Source organism: Chryseobacterium sp. 'Rf worker isolate 10', from assembly GCF_050753305.1.
Lineage (GTDB): Bacteria > Bacteroidota > Bacteroidia > Flavobacteriales > Weeksellaceae > Chryseobacterium.
In genome coordinates this window covers 926,867-953,118 of record NZ_JBOZOF010000001.1, presented here as the reverse complement: position 1 = coordinate 953,118, position 26,252 = coordinate 926,867, and the positions used below count along the sequence as shown (strand labels likewise).

The 26,252-nt window shown below is 34.0% G+C and carries 19 protein-coding genes; 4 read left to right on the top strand and 15 right to left on the bottom strand.

Features of this window, described 5'->3' with window-relative positions; translation table 11 throughout:
- Positions 1-22: 22 nt before the first annotated feature.
- Entirely contained in the window at positions 23-391 is a 369-nt protein-coding gene (locus LKL37_RS04155) for a hypothetical protein (protein WP_431609338.1), read from the bottom strand.
- Positions 392-397: 6 nt separating this feature from the next.
- Positions 398-1,258 (bottom strand): alpha/beta fold hydrolase, encoded by an 861-nt coding sequence (locus LKL37_RS04150; RefSeq protein ID WP_431609337.1) that lies wholly within the window; start codon positions 1,256-1,258, stop codon positions 398-400.
- 286 nt (positions 1,259-1,544) lie between these two features.
- Between LKL37_RS04150 and LKL37_RS04145 the strand changes: the two genes are divergently transcribed.
- The 4 genes from LKL37_RS04145 to LKL37_RS04130 all read left to right on the top strand — a co-directional run bounded on the left by LKL37_RS04145 (position 1,545) and on the right by LKL37_RS04130 (position 4,367).
- The gene (locus LKL37_RS04145) at positions 1,545-1,688 is read left to right on the top strand and encodes a bacteriocin-like protein (RefSeq protein ID WP_002980068.1); all 144 of its coding nucleotides are present in this window, start codon (positions 1,545-1,547) and stop codon (positions 1,686-1,688) included.
- A gap of 27 nt (positions 1,689-1,715) precedes the next feature.
- Positions 1,716-1,862, top strand: a complete 147-nt coding sequence (locus LKL37_RS04140) for a bacteriocin-like protein (protein ID WP_431609336.1) — start codon at positions 1,716-1,718, stop codon at positions 1,860-1,862.
- A gap of 793 nt (positions 1,863-2,655) precedes the next feature.
- Positions 2,656-3,255: a hypothetical protein gene (locus LKL37_RS04135; RefSeq protein WP_431609335.1), complete on the top strand. Its 600-nt coding sequence runs from the start codon at positions 2,656-2,658 to the stop codon at positions 3,253-3,255.
- Positions 3,256-3,329: 74 nt separating this feature from the next.
- The gene (locus LKL37_RS04130) at positions 3,330-4,367 is read left to right on the top strand and encodes a hypothetical protein (RefSeq protein ID WP_431609334.1); all 1,038 of its coding nucleotides are present in this window, start codon (positions 3,330-3,332) and stop codon (positions 4,365-4,367) included.
- Positions 4,368-5,317: 950 nt separating this feature from the next.
- Here LKL37_RS04130 and LKL37_RS04125 read toward each other — a convergent pair.
- The 13 genes from LKL37_RS04125 to LKL37_RS04065 form a co-directional block, all read right to left on the bottom strand.
- Positions 5,318-6,001: an MBL fold metallo-hydrolase gene (locus LKL37_RS04125; RefSeq protein ID WP_431609333.1), complete on the bottom strand. Its 684-nt coding sequence runs from the start codon at positions 5,999-6,001 to the stop codon at positions 5,318-5,320.
- A 53-nt stretch (positions 6,002-6,054) separates the two neighbouring features.
- The gene (locus tag LKL37_RS04120) at positions 6,055-6,642 is read right to left on the bottom strand and encodes a Crp/Fnr family transcriptional regulator (protein WP_431609332.1); all 588 of its coding nucleotides are present in this window, start codon (positions 6,640-6,642) and stop codon (positions 6,055-6,057) included.
- A gap of 483 nt (positions 6,643-7,125) precedes the next feature.
- Positions 7,126-8,673, bottom strand: coding sequence for a hypothetical protein (locus LKL37_RS04115; protein ID WP_431609331.1), 1,548 nt, complete (start codon positions 8,671-8,673; stop codon positions 7,126-7,128).
- 1,399 nt (positions 8,674-10,072) lie between these two features.
- Entirely contained in the window at positions 10,073-10,936 is an 864-nt protein-coding gene (locus tag LKL37_RS04110; protein WP_431609330.1) for a DUF4238 domain-containing protein, read from the bottom strand.
- A 34-nt stretch (positions 10,937-10,970) separates the two neighbouring features.
- Complete coding sequence (locus LKL37_RS04105) at positions 10,971-15,035, bottom strand: hypothetical protein (protein WP_431609329.1); 4,065 nt, start codon at positions 15,033-15,035, stop codon at positions 10,971-10,973.
- Positions 15,036-15,346: 311 nt separating this feature from the next.
- Positions 15,347-17,065, bottom strand: coding sequence for a UvrD-helicase domain-containing protein (locus LKL37_RS04100; RefSeq protein WP_431609328.1), 1,719 nt, complete (start codon positions 17,063-17,065; stop codon positions 15,347-15,349).
- Positions 17,066-17,067: 2 nt separating this feature from the next.
- Positions 17,068-19,038 carry an ATP-dependent nuclease gene (locus LKL37_RS04095; RefSeq protein WP_431609327.1) on the bottom strand — a complete coding sequence of 657 codons (1,971 nt, stop codon included), beginning with the start codon at positions 19,036-19,038 and terminating at the stop codon, positions 17,068-17,070.
- Positions 19,039-19,522: 484 nt separating this feature from the next.
- The gene (locus LKL37_RS04090) at positions 19,523-19,936 is read right to left on the bottom strand and encodes a hypothetical protein (protein ID WP_431609325.1); all 414 of its coding nucleotides are present in this window, start codon (positions 19,934-19,936) and stop codon (positions 19,523-19,525) included.
- A 5-nt stretch (positions 19,937-19,941) separates the two neighbouring features.
- Positions 19,942-20,766: a hypothetical protein gene (locus LKL37_RS04085; RefSeq protein WP_431609324.1), complete on the bottom strand. Its 825-nt coding sequence runs from the start codon at positions 20,764-20,766 to the stop codon at positions 19,942-19,944.
- 191 nt (positions 20,767-20,957) lie between these two features.
- Positions 20,958-21,398 (bottom strand): hypothetical protein, encoded by a 441-nt coding sequence (locus tag LKL37_RS04080; RefSeq protein ID WP_255814766.1) that lies wholly within the window; start codon positions 21,396-21,398, stop codon positions 20,958-20,960.
- Between the two features lie 5 nt (positions 21,399-21,403).
- Positions 21,404-23,941: a hypothetical protein gene (locus tag LKL37_RS04075; RefSeq protein ID WP_431609323.1), complete on the bottom strand. Its 2,538-nt coding sequence runs from the start codon at positions 23,939-23,941 to the stop codon at positions 21,404-21,406.
- Between the two features lie 85 nt (positions 23,942-24,026).
- Positions 24,027-24,533 (bottom strand): hypothetical protein, encoded by a 507-nt coding sequence (locus LKL37_RS04070; protein ID WP_431609322.1) that lies wholly within the window; start codon positions 24,531-24,533, stop codon positions 24,027-24,029.
- Between the two features lie 121 nt (positions 24,534-24,654).
- On the bottom strand, positions 24,655-26,232 hold the full coding sequence (locus LKL37_RS04065; RefSeq protein WP_431609321.1) for a hypothetical protein: 1,578 nt from the start codon (positions 26,230-26,232) through the stop codon (positions 24,655-24,657).
- Positions 26,233-26,252 lie beyond the last annotated feature (20 nt).

The window sequence follows — 26,252 nt, the reverse complement described above, 5'->3', positions numbered from 1 at the left end:
TTCATCTATTGAATATCTGAATTTATTCCTTTTGCTGCAAATTAAAAACCGTTCCCGCAGGATCGGGAATCCAGTGCATATTTTCAGGGAGTTCTTCAATTTCGTCACAGGTTTCCACGCCATTTGACCGTAAATATTGTGTAGCCTCTTCTACATTGGGAACAATGAGCTGCAGCCAGGTTTCGGAATGGGTATAGTTGTCCACACAATCCAGCCATATAATGTTATGACCAAATTTTACTTCGTGTGTTCTGGAAACAGTAGGATTTTTTATGGGTTTTTCTTCAACGTCTAATTTTAAAATATCCCTGTAGAAAGCAACAGTCTTTTCGTATTTACTTTTTGGAATTTTTATAGCGATATTAATTCCGGCTTCAAATTTTATATCCATATCAAGTTATTTTAAAAAACTGTTCAGATAGTTCAGAATTGTTGTAGTTTCCATCATCAGACTTACATGCCCCTGACCAGGAACAATTGCCAGTTGGGACTTGGGCATAGGTGCCATATCCGCAGAAATATTACCACCAAGCAACTTATAGGTTTTTGCCAGTTCTATTTTATCCAGCCCATCATTATCACCGGCTATGATTAGAACAGGTGCCGGAATTTTAGAAATATTATCATCCCCCAAGTCAAAAGGCTGTCCGGCAGAAGCTATCATTTGCTCCAGGAATTTTGTCCATTTTGTTTTATCCGGCGCTACAGCATTGTAGCCAGTATGCAGAGGGCTGTTTGTAAAGAGATCTGGTTTCATTCCTTCAAAGGCTTTATTTACTTCAGGAAGCCAGCCATTCGTTTTATAGGTTGATGAAATAATAACCAATTTATTCAGCCTTTCCGGGCTCTGTATAGCCAATTGATAAGCTACTTCCCCTCCAAAACTGTACCCCACAACATCAGCTTTGTCAATTTTCAGGAAATCCATTACCTTCGTAACATCACTTGCCAGCGTAGCATGTGATAATTTTCGTTCTGAAAACGGACTATGTCCGTGTCCTTGTAATTCAAGAGCTATTACTTTTCTGTTTTTAGACAGTTCCGGGATCAGTTGTCCCCAATTCATATCGATCGTCATAAAAGCACCGTGCAGCAATACAACAGGTTTTCCCTTACCATACATTTCATAATAAACTTTAATGCCATTAACAGACGCATAACCACTTTCGGAAGGTTTTACTTTTTGTCCATATACTTGAGCTGCGGTAAGGATTATGGCTAAAACCAGTAATGTAGAGAATTTAAATAGAGTTTTCATAATATGATCAGATTTGGTAAATTAAACTTTAAACAAAATTAGCAAGTCATTATGAAAACGGACTTGTCACAGGACAAGATTTTATAGAAACAAAATCAAACCTTTATGGATTCTATCAACCTTACTTTTAAAGCCTATTTGCCCACAAATTAACTTTACTCAATTCAACAAAATAAATGAAAAATACAAATCATTTAATTAATTATAAACAAATATTTTTACAATAATCCCACAATAGTTGATAAAATTTGATTAATTTCGAATAGAATTAAACCTAAAAAATATTATGAAAAATTTAAAAAAAATCGAAAGACAGGAATTGAAAACAATTAAGGGTGGAATCGACTGCAGAGGCGGTCAATTATGTTTAATCGGAGGAAAATGGCAATGCATGCCATATGACGGATGTGGCGGCGGAAATCAGCCATAACTTTATGTTTAACTCAATAACCTGACTATGAAAAATTCTAAAAAAATTTCAAGAGACCAATTGAAAAGTATTAATGGCGGAGCAGTAAGCTGCTCTGAAACATGCTGTCCACCTCCGGGAATTAAAAGATGCCCATGGGTGTATTGTGTAGCACCATGTGAGATTTTAAGTTAAAAGAAGGAAATTTCTTATCAACAAACATAAAGGCCGCTGTACATACAGTGGCCTTCATTTATTTATAACTACGAGCCCAATATTCGGATGGAAAGAATTTTACAAAGTTCAAAATCATGAGCCTTTGCACAACAGGAGTTGGCAAAATATCATTTTTTAGGATGCAATATTAAAGAGAAATCCCCTTTTCTGGTTATACTATAAATAAAACGTTTTTGATTTTTGTAAATCTAAAAACCTCTAATCTTATTTTCAGAGGCAGTGATAAAATATTTAGAGAACAAAATATAAACACAACACATGCATGACATACCTATGACATTTAAAATTTTTGATTGTTCTAGCTTATTTTTCAGGAATGTCATCTTATTATTTAACCTCAAAAGTGTTTTTGCAATTTCCAAAATCTAGCACTACAAATTATCATTCTCACAACTTAAGAATAAACTCTAGTTTGATCTGCTAAAACTGCCTTATAGTATAAAATCCAACCTCTATTTTCAGTTCGCCATAGCTCTCTATTCAAAACAAAAGCATTAATTAAATATCATTAAAATCACAATAAAGTGAATAGATTAAACACAAACCACCTATTTAATTAATAATTATAAGTCTAATTATCAAATAGTTATAGAGATGTACTATATATGTAATAGGCAAAGTTTTGCAAAATATAAAGTTCGGAATGTAATATTGTACCAGTAATCATATCCAGTTGGTTTACAATACATTCAAACTGCCAACAAAAAAAATTAGTCAATATCTGTACTAATGTGAAAAAAAAACACAATTCTTGAAAACATTATATCTATATCTCAACAACAAAATCTCTTCATTATGGAGAGAATCTAAAGGTATAATGATTCTGTTATTCTTATTATTGATTAATCCCATTTTAATATTCTCACAACAAGACAGCTTGTTAAAAGAAAATGATTCTTCTTTAAAAATAGTAGCTGCTGATAAAAAAGAATTAATTTTTGTCTCAGACGATGTGAAAGTTTGGGGATTAGAAGAAAATTCTAATGCTGTTGTAGTTCATGTTAAAAATAAAAGTGATTTAGAAAAGACTGTAGGAAAGAAATTAAAAAGGCTTAGTAAACTACCGCAAAAACCTCTAAAAAGAAAGACTTTAAACAAAGATTCAACTCATTATAATGTATTTCTTTTTAAACCGCTTGAAAAAATCAATTCTTTTTCATTTTACAATAATTCGATACAGCAATTTTGCTTTCCTCAAACACAATATAAAAATAGTATAAAGACATCGTCTTGGAATGTTTACCAATTGGCTTTTTTTGAGAAACCACTCAATACAAGAATAAAAAACAAGAGCCTTTTATTGGTCAATTTTAATTTTACATACTCCTCACGTCCTCCACCGATATATTGATTTTACCAATCGAATATCAAATTAAAAATTACTATAAGATACCTATTGTATCAAACCTAAATAATGAAAAAAAAATGAAAAATAAGATTATTCTAATGGCAGGTTTGCTTTCCACAGGACTTGCATTTGCACAAGTCGGAATTAATAATACCAGTCCAAAGGCTACTTTGGATATTACCGCCAAAAACACAGACGGCAGTACACCGGAAGGGGTAATTGCTCCAAGACTTACAGGAGACCAGATTAAGGCTGCCGATACGCAATACGGATCAAATCAGACAGGAACTTTGGTTTATGCTACAGCTGCTGTGTCTTCATCAACCGCCAAAACCGCCAACATCAATGCTGCAGGCTATTATTATTTTGACGGAACTATTTGGCAGAAAGTTATTAACTCCACCACATCACCTGTTTACAGTGCGAATAACGGGCTTACAATGTCAGGCAACAACGTAAAACTGGGAGGTAGTCTTATTGAGGCTACTACTATTTCAGGAGTTACAGCGGCTAACAAACTTGCTGTAACAGCTACAGGAACTGATGCCATTAATTTTGACAATAATACTTTTAGCGTTGATGCAACAAACGACAGGATTGGTATAGGAACCAATTCTCCTGCACAGCAGCTGGATGTAAATGGCAAAGTGAGAATTGGAACTGTTAGTTCGACATCTTCATCTTCTGTATCTACATTAGTCCGAGATAACAGTACGGGAGAGGTAATGGTGGCTGGTACAGCAACCAACAATAAAGCTTTTAGTTATGTAAAATATGTAATAAGCAATGTTAACAAAGATTGGATAAGCGACTTTAATACAAATATTTCTACAGCTAATTACACTGTAGTGGTTGTAGGAAGCAGCTTTAGTGACCCAGGCTTAACCAGTAATGTCGCAGGCAGCACATACAATCCGGTTAACGTTAATGCGTTTACCTCCGGTGGAACCTGGAGACTCACTGCAGATTTTAATGGTGGTTCATCTTCTACTAATGGAACATGGACTATATATTGTCTTATTCTTAATAATTCACAGGTTAAGACACTTTCGGACGTGACGGCAAATCTTGGGGGAGCAAGTACAGGCACTGGCTCTGCTCCAGCAGGATTATAAACTTAATAAGAATATTTAATTCAATTAATTTCTATGATGCAATAATAGGCTTTAATTATACAGTTTTAATTTTTCTAAAATTTAAATACCATGTGAAAATTAGCATCTTTTGTATCAATTGAATTGTTTTAAGTATTTCCTTTTACAAACTCTCTCTTTTCTTTTTTAAAATTTTAATCAAGGCGATTCGAGAGAGTTTGTTTACTTCAAAAAAAATGACAATAAATGGATTTTAAAGATCATCATGTCAGATTTAAGCTAAAAGAAGGAAATTTCTTATCAACAAACATAAAGGCCGCTGTACATACAGTGGCTTTATTTATAAATACGAGGCCAATATTCAGAGGGAAAGAATTTTACAAAGTTCAAAATCATGAGACTTTGCACAACAGGAGTTGGCAAAATATCATTTTTTCAGGATGCAATATTAAAGAGAAATCCCCTTTTCTGGTTATACTATAAATAAAACGTTTTTGATTTTTGTAAATCTAAATACTTACTTTTATATTTATTGAATCATAATAATCTTTCTTCATAGATTTTTTCAAAATAATTTCCCAGCGAATCTTTTTTATAGTCTGCTTCATTACCTCATAAATCAAGTTTAGATACTGTTTTAGTTAATCTTTCGAACAGCTATCATCTTCAATATTCATTATTAAATTGAGCACAGGGAGTTTTTTTATAATAAGCTGTTAGATTATTTTAAATCTATATAACGGGATTGTTCAAACAGGTCTATCTGGTATTGGTAAGTATTTTGATTCTGAAGAACAAAATACCGTATTTATCATTGCTTTTATATTATAAAATTTCCAAGTAGAGCTAATTTGGAGAATTTAATGAATAATGTACTGCCTCAATTAAAAAATGAAAAATCCGGATTATTGGTTTGACAATATGAAACCTGTAGAAATTAATAATCTATTGGCTCACATTACAATCTATCTTTAAATAATCCAACTGCATTTAGCAACAAATTGTTCAAACTTCCGATCTGTATTTCTCATGACCGGTCCGTGGCCGAAACAGATAATGGCAGGATGCAGTTGCGCCAGCTTCTGGAGCGATTTGATGTTGCACTGCTGATCTGAGGTGAATATGTTTGGCGGAAGTCTCAGACCAGTCACTGTCGTGAGCAGGTGCATATTTGTCGCCACATCTCCAATTATCAAAACACCATCCCGTTCACGGAATAACGAAATATGACCTGCCGAATGGCCGGGCGTCTCTATTACCCGAAAGTTTCCGATCCTATCATTTTCAACGATTGTCTGTTCGACTTGATGTCCCTGACCTGCCCAGTACTTTTGTTGAAGCTTTGCTACCCAATGTTGCGGAGTTGGATAGTCATTGGTTACCATACCCGTTTCGGTTCTAAATACTTCGTCAGGATGGCAGAGTAAAGGTATACCGAATTCAGCGCATATCTGATCACTACAGCCCTGATGGTCTGCATGAGCATGTGTAAGTATATGCTGATAAACAGGGATTTTCTGAAGAGCATTCATTACAGTCGTATATGAACTCCGTATTCCGGAGTCTACCAATACACCTTCAATAATATAGCAGTTGATACCGTTTCGCGGCATCAGTGAAATCTGGAATACTTCGGGAGCTATTTGACGTAACATAGTTTTTTCTGCAAATCTACATCACTGATCATTACTATATAAGGACATTTGTCCTATAATACGCTGGGTCTATGTATTTGTCCCTTCGCCCGTGTAAGCGATCGCTGCGTAATGCCCAGGTATGATGCCAAATCCTGCGTCGGTACACGCTGGACGAGCATCGGTTCGTTAGATAGGACATGACGGTATTTATCCACAGCCGACCTATTATTGTAATTCAGCAGATAACGTTCCTTTTGGTTATATTCCTGCTCCATTACTGATTTTATAACTCCATTCAAAGCAGCTACCTGACTAAGCAGGTGCTGATAATCCAAGTAGCCTATCTTATAGAGTACGCTATCTTCTATAGCCCTTATATTCCTTCTGGATTTTTCTTGCGCTACAAACTCGGGAAAAGAAGTAACAAATTCATTTTCAAACTTGAAGCATGTTATATTTTCCTTTCCCTCTTTGTCGATCGCAAATGCTTTTACAGCGCCACTAGCGATAAACCCAACATGGGCGCAGGATTCATCCTCACGAATAAAAAAATCACCCTTTTTTAATCGGATCGGTTTGAAGAACTGCAAAGAAAAGTTAATTTCTTCGACGGATAGTCTTCCTGTTGAGGATAGGTAATTTTCAAATATGTCCACCATTTCGCAATCTTTTTATCATTTTTATTTTCTTCTTAATCGTCTATAGATTACACAACAAATCCAGCATACAAAACTAACAATTATTGTACATTCAAAAGATTAAGGTTCAAGTTTTATCCACAACGATTTTAAGATTATATTTATTGATAATGGTAACTCAGACTCCACTTTCTCCAATAGAGAGATTCTGTTTATCCAAAAGCTGTTCTCCATCTATTTCTATAAACTGAGATTATTTTTTATCATCTATTCTCTGAGGAGGTAAAACCATTATATGGTTCTTTCAATATTCATATGGTAATTTTTAATGATTGGCGAAATAAAATTGACCAATAGAAATCACATAAAAACCATTACTTTTTCATAATACCGAAAATATTTTTGTTTTTAATTCAAAAAAAAGACTGCAAAGAATAAATCCTTGCAGTAAAGTATTATGTGTTTTTAGAATCGATGAACCTTATTATTTCAATGAAAAGGTTACTAGTTTTGGAATTTTACAAAATCCAGATAAAAAGAAGGATTTCCAGCATTGAATGAGGCTGGTACTACTCCATTTGTTTTACCAGCTAAAACAGTATAGATTCCTGGTGCAGCAAAATATAATACACGGTTCTGATCTCTTGGAAACATGAATGCAGCAGTGTTTGATCCACAGTAGCTTCTCCAGACATCACCAATGCCGTTAATATAGAAAAAGTAATCATTACAGTCAGAATTGATGGAAACACCACATCGGAAAAAATACCAGCCCTTTGCCGGAATAGTTACCTGAACTCCCGTATTCAATCCGGCAGCCCCGATTCCACCCGTATAAGGATTTATCAAGGTTCCGGTATAGGGTGTCCAATTATTGGCAAATGCTGTAGTAACAGTGGATGACCATGTTGCTAAACCGTTGGCATCACTTGTCAGTACGTAACCCAGCTGCTGCGTACCATCTTTAATCTGAAGGGCTCCATTGGTAGTCCCATTATCAATAACTACTTTTGCATTAGATGCACCTGGTGGTACTGTATTGGTGCCCATCAGGACTTTCCCGGCACCATTAATACTTAAATTATTTCCCGCCATTGCAATATCAGTAGCTTGTGAAAGGGTTCCTCCCAGTTTTACATCTGTACCTGATAAAGCAAGACCATTGCTTGCGGTAATATTGTTATTAATAATTGTTGTTCCCCCATTTCCGTTACCTCCTGCAAGTTCTGTAACAGTTATAAATCCTATTTGAGGATTCAACTGAGCTGTTCCTGCTCCTCCTAATCTTACTTTTACAGAGGTATCAACTGTAGGTCTATAAATAGCATAAGCTTCTGGCTGCCCGCCTATTGAGGTTGCAGGATAGTTATTTATTGCATCAACAACACCGGTTGTACTGGAAGGAAGAACGGAATTGTTCGAAGCATCAACCCATTCATAGACAAAGAAACCTCCAGCCAGCGAGAAGTCCGTAGCATGCAACTGGCAACGAAGCACATATGTTTTCCCGGCCTTCAAGTTAAAAACACCAGTATTATAAGTAATGTTATTGGATGCAATCACAGATCCGAACGTAACATCTGATCCGGTAGATACCGTTTGAATAGCGTTAGGCTTTACAATAATATAATCCCCTGTAGAAGAAGTCCCTTTTGAAAGTATTTCCCAAGTCGAAACAGCCCCTGTAAGCCCGGTATTAACTAGTTCTATACTTTGATTTGCTGGTACAAGAACGCTGGGATTTCCATTAATGGTCTCTGGGGCTGAAGAATTTACTGTAATGCTAAAGTTTGTATTATTTTTAATCCTATAGATACGTCCTTTATAATTTCCAATCCCATTTATTGCTGAAGGAAGATTAAAAACAGCATCTGAACTTCCATTATAAGAAACATGAAAATCTGATGAGTTTAAATTATAAGAGTTTGTATTGACAGCATTATAATTTGCCGCTAATGATCCCGAAATATCCATAGTGGAACCTGGATTTGCAGTATTAATACCAACATTTCCTGCCTGGGAAAAGATAATAGCAGGACTTAAAGCTAACATTGCAAAAAATAATTTTGTATAAATTTTAACCATTCATTATTGTTTTATATATCTTCATTGATATTGTTATTATGGAAGTAAAGATATTCTAAGATTTATGTAAGAATTTATGAATGTTGTGGAAATACATTTATAAGCTTGTGGAAAAATATCCACAAATAAATTCAAAGAATAGCTTTGCTAAGGAGCTGCTATTAAAAACATGAATCTACTAAACTCTTTTGATATTGATAGGCTATATATCAGAGGCAGATTGAATTTTTCATTTATTTTTAATGTAAATTAGCTCTACTAATTCAAAACAAAAACAGATATGAAAACAATTGATTACTTCAACACGCTTTGCTCCATAGTCACAATTTCAATTATGCTTTATCCTTACAAGAAAGGGATTAGGACCAAATTAAATGAGATTTATAATACTCGGAAGTACAAAATAGTTAGCAACTGGGCAACAAAGCTCTGCTCGGTTACTTTAGTTACTATTTATTTCATGGAGCAATGCTTTGCTGGACACTCAAATTCAAATGTTCCATGTTAGGGTTTTATGTTTGTACCGCTGGAATTATACCTGTGATTCTGTTTTCACTTTTTTTCTACAAAGCAACTTATGAAACCGTACCTCCCAAGCCATAAGTTTTTATTTCCTGACTAAATTTTGCATTTCGTAAAACTCAATTGCTTTTTATTTTTATGGATTTGTACTCCATTCTCCCCACTCACCAGTATAAGGATTGTAATCACATTTTAAAGGGCTTGGAAACATCAGGAACTTTGGTATTATCCAGAATATAAAACTTCACTTGAATAGTGAAGGCAATTTTTTTTAACCATCACCTTGATTATATGAGAAATGTAAGAAGGAAAACTTTAATCAAAAAATAAAAGCCTACTGATTTTATCAGTAGGCTTTTATTTAATATTAGCGGAGAGAGAGGGAGTCCTGTCGAACTCCTAATACCATTATTAACATTCTTAAACAATATTAAATAGTTGATTTAAAATAACTTAATTGAAACTCAAATTATCTTCAATCTGTAGGGGCAACCAGAAACATTTAATTCTTTTAAATTATAGTTAACAACTTCAAATTGGATAATTTTTTTGAATATACTGCTAATAAAATAAATGTGATTTGCTTTCTAATATTAGAGTACGGATTAAAAAAACTCGAACTTTTTTTGGAGGATTTAAGAAAACTAAATGCTCCTTATAATACATTTATATCTTGGCAGGTGCCAATTTTTATAATAATTAAATAATTACATATACAATCCAAATAAATATAAATACATTCTTTAGCAGACTAAAACGAATTCTTAATTCAATTTCGTCCTGTTTAATGAGATTAAATCACTGAAACATGCTATTTACAAATAGATCTTTTTACATATATAAATTAATCTAGATTCATCCTTCTTACAAAATCTTGTAAATAATACTCATCCTCACAAGCAATGATTTGCCTACTATAATCATAATTTGCCTTATTAAGTAAATAGACCTGTTCACCGGAAACATAATGTATTCCTGGAGGTTTAGGCAGAATTCTCAGTTTGGAGGAACAAAAATGTATATATAGCTTACTGGTTAATGGAAGACCAATGTAGACAATATCCTTTGCATCTGGATTGAAATAATTATTGATACGGTCTCGCATTGTAGCAGCACCAAAATCTGGTAGTATAAAGTAATCATTTTCATTTTCTGGTATTTCAACAGAAAAAATAAGATCGCCCATTGCATTAATCACTTTATGAACAAATTCAACATAATTAAGACTATTGCTGTATTTTACTTCATCATTAAAATCAAAGTGTCTTTCAAATGTTGATTGCAACTCGGGGGTACCCATTTCCATTATAATCTTCATTCCATTTTTGAGTGCATTGTCTGTTTCTCTCTTACGGGAAGGGGTTCTTAATTCAGCGATAAGACCATAACCTGCCAGATAAAGAAGCGCTTCTTGGGTATCACTATCTAACTTATTTGTCTTTATTAACTTCTTTACAATTTCTACACAACCTGGAAAATCCTTTTCAAAATTTTGGTTCAGTTCTTCTTCAATTGTGGAATAATCATATTCATCATATTTTGCACGCTTTGTATTAAGATTCTTTTCACTAAAAATACTTTTTGCACTGTTCCTTTTAAAATGTCGATTTTGGGTTTTATCAAAAAGATAAATCTCATTCTTCTCCTTATTGAAAAAATTCTTTATATGTGCTTGTGAAATATAATGGTGGTTCTTGGGTATACTCATAAATAATTTTAATATTTTTCCTTTATTCCCGTCCTTATGGGGTTGTTACGTTTTGTGAGACTTCATTTTGATAGGAATTAATAATTTTTTCGTTTAATAATAGCAAAAACATTCCCCAATGTTGGGTACAAACGTTTAATCGCTCCGACCACTTAGAAGCGGCCTCCATGTCAATACTGATTTTAGAATTTTCTTCAAATACCATTGATTCAGGAAGTATATTATCTTTAATATCAAACAATGCTTGATAAAATGCTCTTTCCAACTCACTTTCTAAATAAGCTTTTTCGTCTATTGGGAACATGTTTACCCAAAGAACTAGAAAATCAAGCATAGGCTGTAACGACTCCTGTATTTCTGCACAGATTTTCTCTATGTGCTGCCTCAAATTTTCACTTTCGAGTTTATCCAGTTTCAATTCATCCAACTGTCGCAAATCATAAAAATGATCTACTAAAAATACCAGCCTGCTATAGCTTGCAGAAGCTTTCAATATTTCATTAAACTTGGGGTATAGAAGAGTCCAACTTTCAATTTTGAGATTTTCTAAGATATCATCATCAATCCGTTTCGGCATGGAACTAACAATACCCTGTTCTTCAAATGGCTTTTCCATGATCGTATAAAAATGTACTTCATTGCAAAGATGATTTATACTTTTTCCGCGTACTGTTTGAATAAAATATAAATTTGGATACCATAATTCTAGCATAAGGTATTTAAGACTCGTATTTTCTGGCATACCAATTATGAGGTAAATGATCTCGTAAAGTTCTGCGTATCCGGTAAGTGACAAAAGAGGGCTATCACTATCAATGATGAAAACAGGTTTTCCCCCTGTTTTAGCATTGTTGATATATTTCACAGAAAACAGACTGGATGCAGAGGCATCTTTACAAGCTTTAATAATCTTTTTTTCAAAGTCATCTTTCAGTTTCAGGATTCGTTTGAAAGAATGATCTCCATTAACGCTATCATTCACAAAATCTCTCCAAAAGGTAGCTGCCGTTAGAAGTGCATTGGTTTCTATTTGCGTTTCGTGATGTGAGTCGATGTTTCCAAAAGTGCTTTCATAGTTAAGATTATATTGTTTCAATTTTTTGATAGCATCAAATAAATTAACTTGAGATTGATATTCTATTTGTTCATCATGGCTATGTCCTTGTTCAGTCTTTAATTTAATTTTTGAATACAGTGTCTCAGCAGATTGTTGCATAAAAATTTCAAAACTGCTCTTAAAATCAGAAAGATTTCCAAAAAACTTTTCATGTTTAGACTTCAGTTTTTTGTTTACTTCTTCTTTCTCATTTTTTTCGTTTGATTGACTCTTCTCTACCCGATATATACCTAATGGATCAGTAATTGACTGTGGCTCCAAAATTTTTTCCGGCCACTGAAATAATGCATTGTGCATGACGGGGACAACAGGTGCATAAGTTTTACTACCCTTATATAACTGTTTGAAAGCGCTGTTATATTCATTGATCTTTTCCCGAGCCAGTACTTCCCATTGATTTAACATCGTACGATATTCATTCCAATCTGCCGGCCTGTTTTTATAATCATAAAGTTTGATAAAACATGAATTCATATTTACCCATTCTTCCAAATGCATATTTTCAATGGAAATGCTCCTGCGTGTTTCATCGTAATCCATAGAAAGCAACTTAAACCAATGCCCGTGCCCTTGGGAGTTGAACTGCTTTTGATCGGGTAAAGCAGTCCTGATAATATCAAGGATGTTTACGGCAAAACCATTTGTTGATCTTTCAAAATTATACTTAATAATATCAATGATAAAGTGTACATCCACCTGCCCTTCATTCATAGATAAATGGATAATGTCAAAATCTTTTTTTATTCTTTGTATAAAGAGGTCAATATGTCTTTCTCTAATTGCATTTAATATCGGAGAATAGGAATACATCCCCAACATCAATTTCGATAAACTTTTGCTATCCATTGTTTTAAATGCAAATTCAAATTGATACTCCGGAATGTCTGGCACAACATCTTTATCATTAGGAATATTTTTCAGCCAAAATAACGCTTCTCCATAAGATCTCCATTCAAAAGTATTAAGTGGTAATGCATCCGGAAAAGGAAGTTTATTGATTATAGCCAATGCTAATTTGAAAACGTAATCCTTGGGAAGCAATCTTTCATTAATCTTTTTAATCTTTTCTCTAAACTCTTCATCTGCATTTATCATGTCGAGCATGGCGCTTGGGTCGTAGTTGTTGCCAAATCTAACATCTGTAAACATTATCCATGCTCCTTTGCTAAGATCTCTGCATTCATCTATGATTGTACGATTTTGTTCAACGTATTCACGAATGCCCACCCAGATAAATGCTTTAATAATTGCCGTGTATACTGCCCAATTATTTACAACGACCTGCTGAGATATATCCTCAATGAAAAGATAGGGGTCAAAAACTTCTTCATAAAATAATTGCACGAGAAATAAATACAGATCTTCTTCTGCAAGTAATGGGATGGATTTATAAGCATATCCAAGTTTACTATTTGTGAACTCGTCAAAAAGAATTTCAACTAATTTGGTAGATCTTACGATATGTAAACCTTGTATATATTTTCGATCGGATGATCGCCTAATTAAATATTCATTTTCTAATTTTTCCAGAATAAACTGGTAATCTACATTTGCATCCAATTTGGAAACATCAATTTTCGCTCCATGTGAATCTGCCAAACTCACCATTCTTAAAAACTCAATCTGCTGATTACTGTTATAGGAACCTTCATTTGCAATTTGTCGAACCTGATGTTGTAATTTATTATATAAAGAGTCCCCTTGAGTAATGGAATAAACAAATTCCAATAAGGGAACTTTACCTCCCATTTGTATCCATGCTTCTTCAAAATCAGTAAAATGGCAGATCTTATTTCTTTTGTTCAAATTGGAATAAATCACTTTAGCATCCTCTTCTGAAAGGGATAAATCCACTTCGTGATGAAGAAATTCTATACCTGCAGCCGTCGCTCTATACCAATCTTCGTTTCTTATGGCAATCAGAAATTTAATATGATTGAAATGTGCCGATTCTTTTACAATCTGAAGCCAATCAGTCGTGTTGGGATTAACATTGATAATAAAAACAACAGGAATTTCTAATTTCTTACTGATGGCAGCTATGGCTTGAATCGATTGTTGGGAAATCACAGGGTCCTGTTGAATCTTCAATTCAAAAGAAAGCCAATCATTGATATAATGATATACATAGCTGTAAAGCAGGGCTGTTTTCCCCTGCCCGGATGCACCTTTAACCACCACGATATTATTCCCAATTAAATTGTCTTTTATTTTTTGTAGATAGCCTTCCCTGCTAATATCAAGGCCTAATAAAATATGCTCAAACCTCGTCAACGTTGCATGGTAAAACTCTTTTTCCAAAAGTTCCAGATTTACATCATCTGTTGAAGTCTTATGCAAAGGTTTTAAAACCAGACCATACTGATGGTGTGCCGCAATTCTTTCAGTGATATACGCTGCAAAGTCCTGAACCTTGCTATAAAAGTCTTTTGAAGTAATAGGCTGTTGTTTTTCTGCAATGAGTTGTAGCCAATTCAATAAATAACCTGCTGTTGGTGTTGGGTCTATTTCTGGGAAATTTTTTTTCATCATTTTTTCCACTTCCTCAGCAACAGTTTCTTCTGAGATTTCCTGAAACTGTATTTTAGACTTGACTAATTTCCACTCTTCTCCTGAGAGTTTGTATTTTTTTAAAACATCCCTTTCTTTTTTAGAAATATCCCTTGCATGTTGATTCCAGTTTCTCAAATCAGCACTTACTTCGCTATAAGAGACCAATACAGGGATTGCAGAAACATATCGCTCCAAAAATCTTTTTATAAATGAGGTTTTCTTGTCGGATAAAATATCTGATAAGGTAATTGTTTTACCTAGATTCTTTAATTGTATAGCATAAAGAAGCTCTCCCTTAATATCTAATACATCCAAATCCTCTTCACCTTCTAGGCGGTAAATCAAATCATTTTCAAGCGTGGATAAAATATAATGTAGAGAATATAAAAATTGGGTTCTATAACCCCGTAAAGCAGCTATGGCAGACATTTAATGTAGTTGTATTTGGTGTTTTTCTTATATGCACAAATATACCAAAAACAAATGTCGAAACAATTGTGGAAAACCATAATCGATAAATAATACTTTACACCAAATGTAATATCCAAGTCTCAATATGATTGATTAATAAATAGATGAAATAATAGAATAAGCAACCATCTTCTCAGTTCTGCCTGTCAAGACCTTAAAGTATTTTCGTATCTTGATAATATTGACAAATTTAAAAACATATTTTTCAGATACTTTCAGTTGTTTCTGATACTTATTCAATATTCAAAACAACATATTCAAAAACTATTTTAAACAAACCTTATGTTTGCACCAAGCTGTACCTGTATTTGCTCTTCTGAAAAATCTTGAGGTATAGCTAGACAACAAAGTGACTTAGGACGGGAAAGAGCAACATATAACATTCTTTGTTTTTCATTAGGAAGGCCAGTGGGTTTAATAAAGTCGGATAAGGATATTTGCTCACCACTACTCTTTTTACTCAGTACTACTAAAACAGAATCAAAAGTCATCCCTTTAACTTTATGGATTGTTGAAATAGGAAATATCATTTCTACTTTCGGGAACAATAGATCTTTAAGATTCTGGGAATAAAACTTAGCGCCTTTTTGTTTCAATTGTAGGTCTACACTAAATCCAAGATTGTTCTTTATGTATGTGGTCATTATAGTAGTCCAATTTTCTAATGTATCGTTAATATCAGGCATATTCTTTACAAATTCAAAAAGTTTTATATTCAAATCAATATCTTCTTTCAACTTTTGTTCTTCGTTTTTTTTATCCTTAAAGTTTGCTGCAGGCAATGTAATTTCTGCAAGAAACATTCTTAGCTCATCAATACAAGTCTTACTATTTCCCATTGAAAAATGTCTTTGCGCATTAAGAAGGGTCTTTGCTAAACTATTCTTCCAAGGTTCTTCTGATACAGGTTTTACACCAAAACGCTCAAGATGTGTACCACCTCTTACAAGAATATAATTTAGAGAATTTTCATCAACAAGTCCCTGGTATTTAGTAGTCAAAGATGAGAAATCATTTTCGTTGTAGCGAATAACATGCACTTCATTATTTGTCTCATGGTTGCAAGCAGAAATAATAGGTTCTTCACCTACACTTCTAAAAATGCTATACATACTGATTATACTTTGTGATGATCTTCTGCAATGTGTCAATCTGGTGGCTTGCCATTCTGAAGTATCATTAAACCTTTGGATAAAGAGATCCGGGCGTGCTTCCCTAAATTCATATAGGCTTTGATATGGGTCTCCTACAAATTCAATATTGGAAAGTCCTGCATCAATTAACAAATCAAATATCTTATACTGGATCTCAGATGTGTCTTGTGCTTCATCTACAATTATATAAGGAAATCTTTGTACCAGGCTTCGCCCTATGCTTGGGTAGGTTTCTAACAGATAGGCTGCTATAAATGTCGCATCATCATTATTTAGATAACCATTTTCAACTTGCCATTTTTTAATTGATTTTGCATACTTTCTAAAAACTTCACTATTTACGATTGTAGGATTAGGTTTATGACCGTCAAAACTATGTGAGCCATCGATTTCAATTTTAATTTTTGATGGCGGATAAGAAACTTTCAAAAGTTGATTACGTTTATTCCGGAAATTCCCCCAATACATATCATCTAAAAAAGCAACGGTATTTAATATTGACGGGCGTATCGTAGATTTTCCAAGTAAATGATAAAATGGTAATGTTATATACTGATTTACAAAACTATCAATAGTAGATACTATATGTGGATAATGAAGACGGCTCACTTTTATTTTCTCGTAAGTATTCGCAATTTCGTCTTTTGCTACATTGGTGAATGATAAACATGCTATACCTGCATATCGTCCAAATTCATTTTCACATTCGGTTGTCAGTGTGGTAAGCTTATAAGATACAGCAGTTGTCTTTCCACTACCTGGGCAAGCATTCAAAATTACTTTCCCTCTGGCATCAAGGTATGGTTTGTTATCTGGTGTTATTTCGAAATTCATTTTCATACAACGTGGCTAATAGCTTTGTATATATATTGTGGGATATTAAAAACAATAGTTTCCTCGGCTTCCATGGCAATTTCCAAAGCCAAAGAAAAATCTTGTGCAAATGTTGCTTTTGATGGAAGTGCTTTCCAAACCAGAATAGATATTTTTTCCTGTTCTTCCTTTGACAAATTATCATTGAGGAGGCTGTCAAGATATGCTTTTATTATAGTGTAATTTTCAGAAACATTTGTCGATAAATATTTGATAAGGAAATTTTCTGTGAATGCTGCTTTGGTGTAAGCAACATTTGCCTGTGCTATTTCATATTCAAGCGTTTTAAATGCGGTAAATAGTTTCACACCACTTCTATGGGACCTGATAGTTGATTTCAGATTCCCAATACGGTTATTAATTCCTGAAGAATAAAGACCTGCATGAAAGCTATCTAAAGCTGCATAATTCTTGGTAATTAAATTTTTAAAATTTTTTTTCTGCTTTGCATATCGATCGTCATCTGTTATTATTGCTACTTTGTGCCCTAATCGTTTATTAATATCAGTTGAATTAAACAGATGTAAAAATGCATAGAACGAAATTCCGTCAACACTTATTAATTCACAACGATGGTCTTCAAGGTTCTTACCTGCGAACTCTGCAAAGGTTTTCAAAAGAAGTTTTTCAGATATTCCCTCCACAAACAAAAGACCCTCGGCAAAAAACAATTGACTTTTGGTAACATCTAAATAACGTTCGATCTGCCTTTTCCTCTCCAAAAAATCGGATGCCTCTAATATCTTTTTTTTATCGACACGTTCTATTATATTTTCAATCTCTCTATTTTCAAAACATCCTCCAATATTAATTGCATTGTTTTTTAACAGAATGATATTATCCAAATTAGCTTTAGAAGTTAATGTCGGGGAATGAGAAGTAATAAATAATTGACAATTATTGGGAGCACCGGCAGATTTAAGAAAATTATATAAATTTAGTTGCAGTTGAGGATGTAAATGAGCCTCTGGTTCTTCAATTAAAAGAGCAAAATGATGATTGGGGTTATCAGTAATCCGTTCTTTTATGTCACCCAAAATAATAGCTATATATATTAAATTATTAAAGCCAAGACTGTTTTGCCACAAATTAAAACCGTCATCCTCCAACAATTTTTTATCATGTGGAAGATATGGCTTTATAACATTGACAATACCTTCAATCTTAGAGGATTCTTCGATCCGAAGTCCAATCTGATTGTCTTTGGAAATCTTAAAAATATCCTCCAGATGAGAGTTAACACTTGTCCTGGTTTCAAGTACTTCCTTTTGTTTCAGCAGTTCATCATTAGCTGTTTTTATAATTTTCTTAAAATTCTCTTCAGCTTTTGATCGTTCCACCAGTCGCTTAATCACCGAGCCAAGCATATTGGATTTAACGTTTAATAAATCATTAGTACTATCTCTCAAAGCCCCCAAATAATAGTGCTGAAAAATATCAAAAGTGCCGGAATCCGCCTTTTGCTCTATAGCTACCCCAGTATAATATGAAAACTTTGGGTACATATCGTCTCTTAGTTCGTAAATAAGTGTAATTTGGGCATGGTCTAAATCCGAATTCGTAGGATCTAAAATCAGATATTCGTAAAGAGCACCTTTTTCTGAAGATGATAATCCTCTAAAAATATATTGGATTTCTATCTTTCGGGATTGGACCTTAGTTTTGGAATTAAAGAAAAAATCTTCATAACTGACATAAATATCTTTTTTATAATTACCAAGATTATACATTAACCGGATTGCATCTATTAATGCTGTTTTACAGGAACCATTTTCTCCAATGACAATATTTATTTCCGGATTAAAATTGACGGTTAGATGCTCTACACCTTTATAGTTTTGGATATTAATCGTTGAAAGGAACATTAGTTTTTTCTTTAAATATAAGAATTTAAAGAATTGGTTAAAGAATGTTAATTCATAAAAACGATACATTGAAAATTACCTTTCTGTTCATTAAGGTCATTGAAAAACCATACTTTCCCATTTTCCATTAAACCATTTATCGCAAATAAATTTGCATTTATCTACTCTCAGTAAAATCATAAGAGGCCTTATAAAAAATACACAAACACCTATTAGTGCATCTTTTATAATCATCTCCCACAGCCACTACCTAACAAAATATCCCCAAAAACCAAATTTATAACCTCCGGCCATTGCTCTAATAGATTTGTTTCAGTGCTGCAAAACATGGTAGAAATCGACTTAAAATTCTTCTGTCACGAAAACAAAAATAAAAAATCATGCTTGTTGATGCGATGCTCTTGACGGCGTCGGCAGCTCTTGCTCAAAATAATAGCGCCATAGTCTGTATAGATATCTGTCTTTATCCACGTGCTTACCGTTCCCATCTACTTTACCATATTTTTTAAAATCGAAAAAGGCTGCAAAATGCAACCTTCAATTTTTATTAATCTTAGTTCTCGGAAGTACTTAAATATATGGGCTTATTATTTTCCAAACATTCTTCACAAATTTTGTAAGCTCTGAAAAATTTATCTATCAATAGGTCTTGGTCATTTCTCCCAAAAGGCGTATAGTTTAATCCAATAGTTTGACCTAAAAATTCAATTTTTGTTCTTATATCGGGCTCTGAAACTCTTATAGATAACAATTTTTGAATCCTATTTTCCAAATGTTGTTTTAATTCTGTTGACTCCTCTTTTGTTAAAGGCTCATCATTAAATATTACTTTTCCTATTCTATCTAGTACTTTTTTTATAATAACACTATTTTCTTCATTAAACCCCTGATATCTTGTTTCATGGATTCTTGTAAAATCTTCAAAGGATTCATTAAATCCTTTTGCATTGGTTATAATGTATATCATGTTTTTTATTTTAAAAAATTAATTATTACTTGATCTCTTTCAACAAAATTCTTATCCTTTATATCAAATCTTACCTTACTAAAGCCAAACTTTTTAGCTTGTTTTCCCGCAAATGTTGAAAAAGCAGCCTGTTCTATACTCACACCAGCATCTCTTGCTTTCCAAAACTGATCCAAATTGATGGATTGGCCGCCATAATCTGTATAAATATCTGCCTTTATCCAAACACTTACAGTTCCGTCTACTTTACCATATTTTTTAGCATTTAAGAAATATTTTAAACCGTCCTCATAAATAATTTGTCCCAAACCAGAATATTTATCCGTAACTTCTTTTGGGATATTAAGATCTCCATATAATAAATGTTCACCTTCTTTTATCGGTAAACCTCTTAATCTATACTTATCATCCAAAAGCTTAAGCGTACTTTTAATATCAATTTCTTTACCTCTAAATATTAACCTATAATAAAGCTCATTTTTATTTGGTGATCTGATAAGTTGTCCTATATTGTTGCCAAGTTCATCAAACAAATTAAACAACATTTTTACTCCTTTCTCTGGGGCTTTCCCTAAAAGTGAGACATCTTCAACTGAAACAATTCTTCTTCGGTTAACAAAAGACTCTAATATTTCTCCAACTTTCTCTGAGCTATAACTTACTTTTCTTATTTCCTGCAAAACTTTCTGATACGCTTTATCATAACGGCTTCCCTGGGCAATAATCTCTCCTTTGTACACCAAAGCAAATCTCCTGTTACTGTTTATTGAGCCGATGGCATCAGGATTAACACCTCCTTTTTTTCCAATACCAGCTGCATCAAGTTCCATAAAGAATGCCCCATTTTGTATCAATGCATCACATTCCGATGTTTTTGAAATGAAACCTGCGCTTGGGATTACCCATTCTGTAGGACTAAACATACGGAGATCTTTCCTTTGAAACACTCCGCTGTTCAAATCCAAAAATAATAAAAAGTATAAAAATGAATAATCCGCTCAAGTACTTGAACGGATTATTACTAATTTTCCTCTGTAATACTCAAATAAACAGGCTTATTCTCTTCCAAACATTCTTCACAAATTTTGTAAGCTCTAAAAAAATTATTAATCCAGTTATCTTGGCGATTTTTCCCCAATGGGGTAAAATTTATACCAATAGTTTGTCCTAAAAAATCAATCTTTGTTCTTACATCTGGCTCAGGAATCCTTGTAGACAAAAGTTCTTTAATTTTATTTTCAAGAATTATTTTTAATTTTTCTGCTTCTTCTTTACTTAAAGGTTCATCTTTAAAAGGGACTTTTGATAGTTTTTCTTTAAATAAATCTAAAGCTAATCCTTCTGCAAAAGCAAAATTACTCCAACCTGCTGCTTTGTAAAATTTATTTATACCAACATTTTGAAACCATTCATCTTCAGATTTATCTAATCTTGTGGTATTAGATAATGATATTCTTTTCATATTAATTATCTTAAAAAATTTAATTGTACTTCATCTCTTGTTATTTGCTCTTGTTCGTTTATAATACGAACTTTTGTAAATCCAAACTTCTTGGCCTGTTTTCCCGCAAAGGTTGAAAAAGCGGCATCCTCAATACTTAATCCCGCATCCCTTGCTTTCCAGAACTGTTCTAGGTTTACAGATTGTCCACCATAGTCTGTATAAATATCAGCCTTTATCCAGACGCTTACCGTTCCATCTACTTTACCATATTTCTTAGCGTTTAAGAAATACCTTAATCCATCCTCATAGATAATTTGTCCCAAACCAGAATATTTATCCGTGATTTCTTTCGGAATATTCAGATCTCCATATAGCAAATGTTCACCATCTTTTATTGGTAGATCATTCAATTTATATTTATCGTCCAAAAGTTTAATCATACTTTTAATATCTGTTTCTTTACCTCTGTAAATTAACTTATAATAAAGTTCATTTTTATTTGGCGATCTAGCAAGTTGTCCTATATTATTTCCAAATTCATCAAACAAATTAAACAACATTTTTACTCCCTTTTCCGGAGGTTTTCCTAACAGTGAAGCGTCTTCTACAGAAACAATTCTTCTTCGGTTAACAAAAGACTCTAATATTTCTCCAACTTTCTCTGAGCTATAACTTACTTTTCTTATTTCCTGTAGGACTTTCTGATATGCTTTATCATAACGGCTTCCCTGAGCGATAATCTCCCCTTGATACACCAAAGCAAATCTCCTATTACTACTTATTGAGCCTATCGCATCAGGATTAATACCTCCTTTTTTTCCAATACTCTCCATAATAGCAGCGGCATCAAGCTCCATAAAGAATGCCCCGTTTTGTATCAATGCATCACATTCCGATGTTTTTGAAATGAACCCTGCGCTCGGGATTACCCATTCTGTAGGACTAAACATACGGAGATCTTTCCTTTGAAACACTCCGCTGTTCAAATCCAAAAATACGGAAATTGCACTTGCACGCAACCCCTGTCTCACATTTTCTGCAACATTCGCTGATGTTCTCAATAAACTTAAGCAACTTCTATAAAAAGCAGCGGCAAGCTGAGCTAAACCAACGACTAGCTGCGGTGCAGCTACAGCAGATCCCAATACATTATAAATAAGATCCCATTGCCGCAGAAACTCATCTCCTCCAGGAAGCTTGGCAATTTCTTCCCGGAAAGCCTGTATGGTAAGATCCGGTAATGCCAAACTAAGATCTGCAGCGGCAGCTAATAACAGGTACGGGTTTCCTGATAATGCTAATGTTCCGATTCCAAAAACGACTCCTACCATGTCAGCCACAATCCGGATCGTTTCATTAATATCTTCCCATTTTTCTGCATCAGCCAGCGCTTTTACATAAATAGCCGGAACCATCATAATAGTACCCTGCTGTTCTGCTCCTTCATTGGTTTCTGATGTATGCTGCTCGATGAAATAAACCATGTCAAGAGGATAAAACTCAGCTCCTTCATCCAGATCTTCTGTTACCTGTTCTGTTGCATTAGGATCTCCTTCCTTGGGTACAATGAAAACTCTTTTTGTAACTTTTTTCTGCTGCTGAAGAAAAAAAGTTTTTTCATCTGATTTTCCAAAACCCAATAGATCTCCCGCAAGCCCAAACACTTCTGTATTGACTTTATACTCATTTCCTATTTTGAAAGTAGGAGCTCCTGCCTTCGGACGACTATAAGAAAACAGGCAATACTCCATCAAGATTGTAGCAAAAATGATACGGTTGGATTTCATTTCTCCCTTGAACTCGCTTACCCCATCCAGGTTGAAATAAATTCTGTTACAGAGTTCAGGACTTTTTCTGAACTTATTCAGTAAAAAAATATGATCAGGAAATACTTTCAAGACATTGACTAAAGCGGAACTACCATCCTTCCATCCGCTGAAAATACCGGTATCATCAAGTTTTGTTAAGGCAAGCAGGTGTCCGAATAATGTTTCATTCTCAAGAGCCATTCCTCTCAGGACGAATTCAGGAGTATTGGTATAAAGAAATTTAAGCTCCTCTGCACTCTTTGCTTTAAGAAAACTTGATTTAAAAATTTCTGTGAAATAATTTTTGTATTCATAATAATTTTCAAAATCATCAAATCCTACATGCATGACCAATCTCCTGAATTCCTCATAGGAAAAGGTTTCCAATACAATAGCTTTTTTTCTCCTAAGCTCTTCCCGGTCAGCATCTCTGTGATAAAAATAAATAAGCTGGCAGGAGATCTTCTCTTGTGCAGCATTAATCACAAATTTGATTTCACACTCTGTTTGGACCAGATCCACAAGCTCTTTATTCTTATTGAGATAGGTTTTTAAATATATAATGTTCTCTTTATCATCTTTTATATATTTTTCTTCTGTATTTTCATCATAATCATTGATATTATAATCCAGAATAAACCGCTGATTAAACTGATTACTGTATCTTAGTTTATTACATAACAGCTGTTTTTTTATATAATCATCAGTACGCCATTCTTTACTGATAATTTCCCTAAGTTCAAGTGTTTCCATAATTTTTTCTTTTTTGAAAAAGGCAGGGCTTTAAGGCCCTGCCAGTAAAATGGTGATTGAATTCATCTCAATAACCTGTTGCTATTTAAGACAGCTTATTGAGTTCATTGCTTTTCAACTCAACAAACTCCTGTAAATAGCTTTTCAGAAGATCCAGAAAGCCTATTTTATTGTTCTTAACAAGCCAAAGCATATAATGATGGGTATTCACTTTGATGATAGACGTTTTAGGATATCCTTCCTCATCCAGTACAGGGTTCTGCGTTTCTTCATCTACCAGAGGAACAAGTATTCTGTCAAAGTTTTCATCTCTAAGGCTTGACCATTCCTCTTCTCCAATCAGCCATTCAGGAGTTGGAAGGTTTGAAGGTTCTATTTCATTGGTTTCTTTATCTCTTAAAACCTGCTGATAAAAAAGATAGGTTCTTGGAAGCTCTGTGTCTACTACCATTTTATTGATTCTGATAAACCTGTTAAAAGATGGAAGCAAAGGATGTTTGGAGATCTTGATTTCCCCAAGGTTGAGATCTGTTGTCTTAATTTCGTTTAAAAGTTGCTGTACCTTTTCAGGTATTAATAATTTTTCTTTCATTGTTTTAAAATTTTGCTGGTTAAATAACAGTGCCTATAAAGTCATAGATCCTGTTTGATTAAAAGGCAGAATTTTAAGGCTCTGCCTTTTTATTGATTTTATCTCAAAAGTTTGATAAAGGTTATAGTTTATACAATTCAACGATATTAGCGCTTACCCCTGTATTTCCCATTGTATTCATGTTATACATTCCAAAAGCAACCGGACCGGTATAGCCTGTTTTGGTATAGGTGACTGTCTTATTATTGAAATTGACAATAACCGTCCAGCTTCCCCCACGTCTTATAAATGTTGCATTAAGGGCGTAAGTAGGCTCCGCAGTAGTGACTGATTCAGCTGAATTATCCGGAAATATTTTTCCCATAGGATACCAATAAGACTGTACAAGCCTAACATTGGCAACGGTTTGATTTAACAGGTCTACTCCATTGCCTGCATTGACTAATCCTACAAAATGGGTCATCGTACCAAATCCGTTTGCTCCATTAATTGTTGCAGTTTTACCTGTAATTTCAACACTCATATAAAAATCTTCATCTGCTCCAATCAATTGGTTTGTCTTTCGGGCTGCGATGAAAGAAGAGTCATCAGCAAGTGCTTTTACATTACTGTCAGAACTGTAGCTTACAGCAGCTCCTGCCTGTGTAATGGCAGGTGATACCGCATTATTGTATATTTTCTGTTCCCAAACAATGTTATTGAGAGGGATACGCTGTATCTGGGTTACTACACGGATGGTAAAACTTGTCAGATACCACGCTACACCATTCCACAATCTGATTTTATATTCTCCTACAGGAATATTTTTGAAGTTGTAATAGAAAGTGAGGTCAATTCCATTGGTATACAGCTGAACCTGTGAGCCAGGTATTGTAGCGACAACAGTAGCTGTATCAGCAGAAACACTGTCCAGGGTACATAATTCGACTTTAAAGCTGGTGGATGGAAGATTTAAATTAGCTCCTTTTAAGTTGATCCAAAACGGTCTGTCTGTTTTATCTACAATTGGTGGCGATATAACAGCCACACTCATGGTATCCGTAGTCCAGCCTCCGTTCATTTTTGCTTTCCATGCTGATCTTTCAGCTTCCGTCATTTGGTTTGGCATTTCCAACAGTAGATTTTTACTGTCTACCACAGCGTTTAGGCCATTGGTATTTTGAACCACAACTTTTTGAAAATTAGCAGTATCAGAATTCTTATTGGGTAACCCGGATAATACATAGGGATTTCCTAAGGTATTGATTGAAAATGAAGCATTAAGGGTATGACTTCTTGCTGAGCTGTTTGAAAGGTTTGCATTCATCATATTTTTCCCCAGATCACCAGCCGGAAGTTTGGCAACATTTCCATTATCATTCAATCCTATGATTTTAGGATAATCCTGGGCATTCCCATCTGTCAGAGGAATTTCTAGTTTCTTAGCTAATTTCTCTGTTGTTTTGATATTATACTGAGCCTGGCTTGCTATTCCTTCTGCTAAAAGGTTGGCATTTGAAATACTGACATGACTATCAGCTAATTCCAGGGGAATAGTTCCATCAACAACGGCATGGGTCTTTAAATCACCGTTTTCATCAACGGCATAGTCCGTGTAAGATAAGGAACCTGGAGCTGCTACCTGATAAATAGCATTCGTTTCCCTTTCTCCAATTGGAGGTAATTCATTGACACGTATAATTTTTCCTATAATTGGCATTTTTTTATTTTTTTAGGTTA

Excerpts from the sequence above, each read along its gene's own strand:
- LKL37_RS04105 (WP_431609329.1), bottom strand. The coding sequence starts at position 15,035 with ATGTCTGCCATAGCTGCTTTACGGGGTTATAGAACCCAATTTTTATAT.
- LKL37_RS04095 (WP_431609327.1), bottom strand. The coding sequence starts at position 19,038 with ATGTATCGTTTTTATGAATTAACATTCTTTAACCAATTCTTTAAATTC.
- LKL37_RS04075 (WP_431609323.1), bottom strand. The coding sequence starts at position 23,941 with ATGGAAACACTTGAACTTAGGGAAATTATCAGTAAAGAATGGCGTACT.
- LKL37_RS04110 (WP_431609330.1), bottom strand. The coding sequence starts at position 10,936 with ATGAGTATACCCAAGAACCACCATTATATTTCACAAGCACATATAAAG.
- LKL37_RS04145 (WP_002980068.1), top strand. The coding sequence starts at position 1,545 with ATGAAAAATTTAAAAAAAATCGAAAGACAGGAATTGAAAACAATTAAG.
- LKL37_RS04100 (WP_431609328.1), bottom strand. The coding sequence starts at position 17,065 with ATGAATTTCGAAATAACACCAGATAACAAACCATACCTTGATGCCAGA.
- LKL37_RS04070 (WP_431609322.1), bottom strand. The coding sequence starts at position 24,533 with ATGAAAGAAAAATTATTAATACCTGAAAAGGTACAGCAACTTTTAAAC.
- LKL37_RS04155 (WP_431609338.1), bottom strand. The coding sequence starts at position 391 with ATGGATATAAAATTTGAAGCCGGAATTAATATCGCTATAAAAATTCCA.
- LKL37_RS04085 (WP_431609324.1), bottom strand. The coding sequence starts at position 20,766 with ATGGAACTTGATGCAGCTGGTATTGGAAAAAAAGGAGGTGTTAATCCT.
- LKL37_RS04140 (WP_431609336.1), top strand. The coding sequence starts at position 1,716 with ATGAAAAATTCTAAAAAAATTTCAAGAGACCAATTGAAAAGTATTAAT.
- LKL37_RS04130 (WP_431609334.1), top strand. The coding sequence starts at position 3,330 with ATGAAAAATAAGATTATTCTAATGGCAGGTTTGCTTTCCACAGGACTT.
- LKL37_RS04150 (WP_431609337.1), bottom strand. The coding sequence starts at position 1,258 with ATGAAAACTCTATTTAAATTCTCTACATTACTGGTTTTAGCCATAATC.
- LKL37_RS04090 (WP_431609325.1), bottom strand. The coding sequence starts at position 19,936 with ATGATATACATTATAACCAATGCAAAAGGATTTAATGAATCCTTTGAA.
- LKL37_RS04115 (WP_431609331.1), bottom strand. The coding sequence starts at position 8,673 with ATGTTAGCTTTAAGTCCTGCTATTATCTTTTCCCAGGCAGGAAATGTT.
- LKL37_RS04125 (WP_431609333.1), bottom strand. The coding sequence starts at position 6,001 with ATGTTACGTCAAATAGCTCCCGAAGTATTCCAGATTTCACTGATGCCG.
- LKL37_RS04080 (WP_255814766.1), bottom strand. The coding sequence starts at position 21,398 with ATGAAAAGAATATCATTATCTAATACCACAAGATTAGATAAATCTGAA.
- LKL37_RS04065 (WP_431609321.1), bottom strand. The coding sequence starts at position 26,232 with ATGCCAATTATAGGAAAAATTATACGTGTCAATGAATTACCTCCAATT.
- LKL37_RS04120 (WP_431609332.1), bottom strand. The coding sequence starts at position 6,642 with ATGGTGGACATATTTGAAAATTACCTATCCTCAACAGGAAGACTATCC.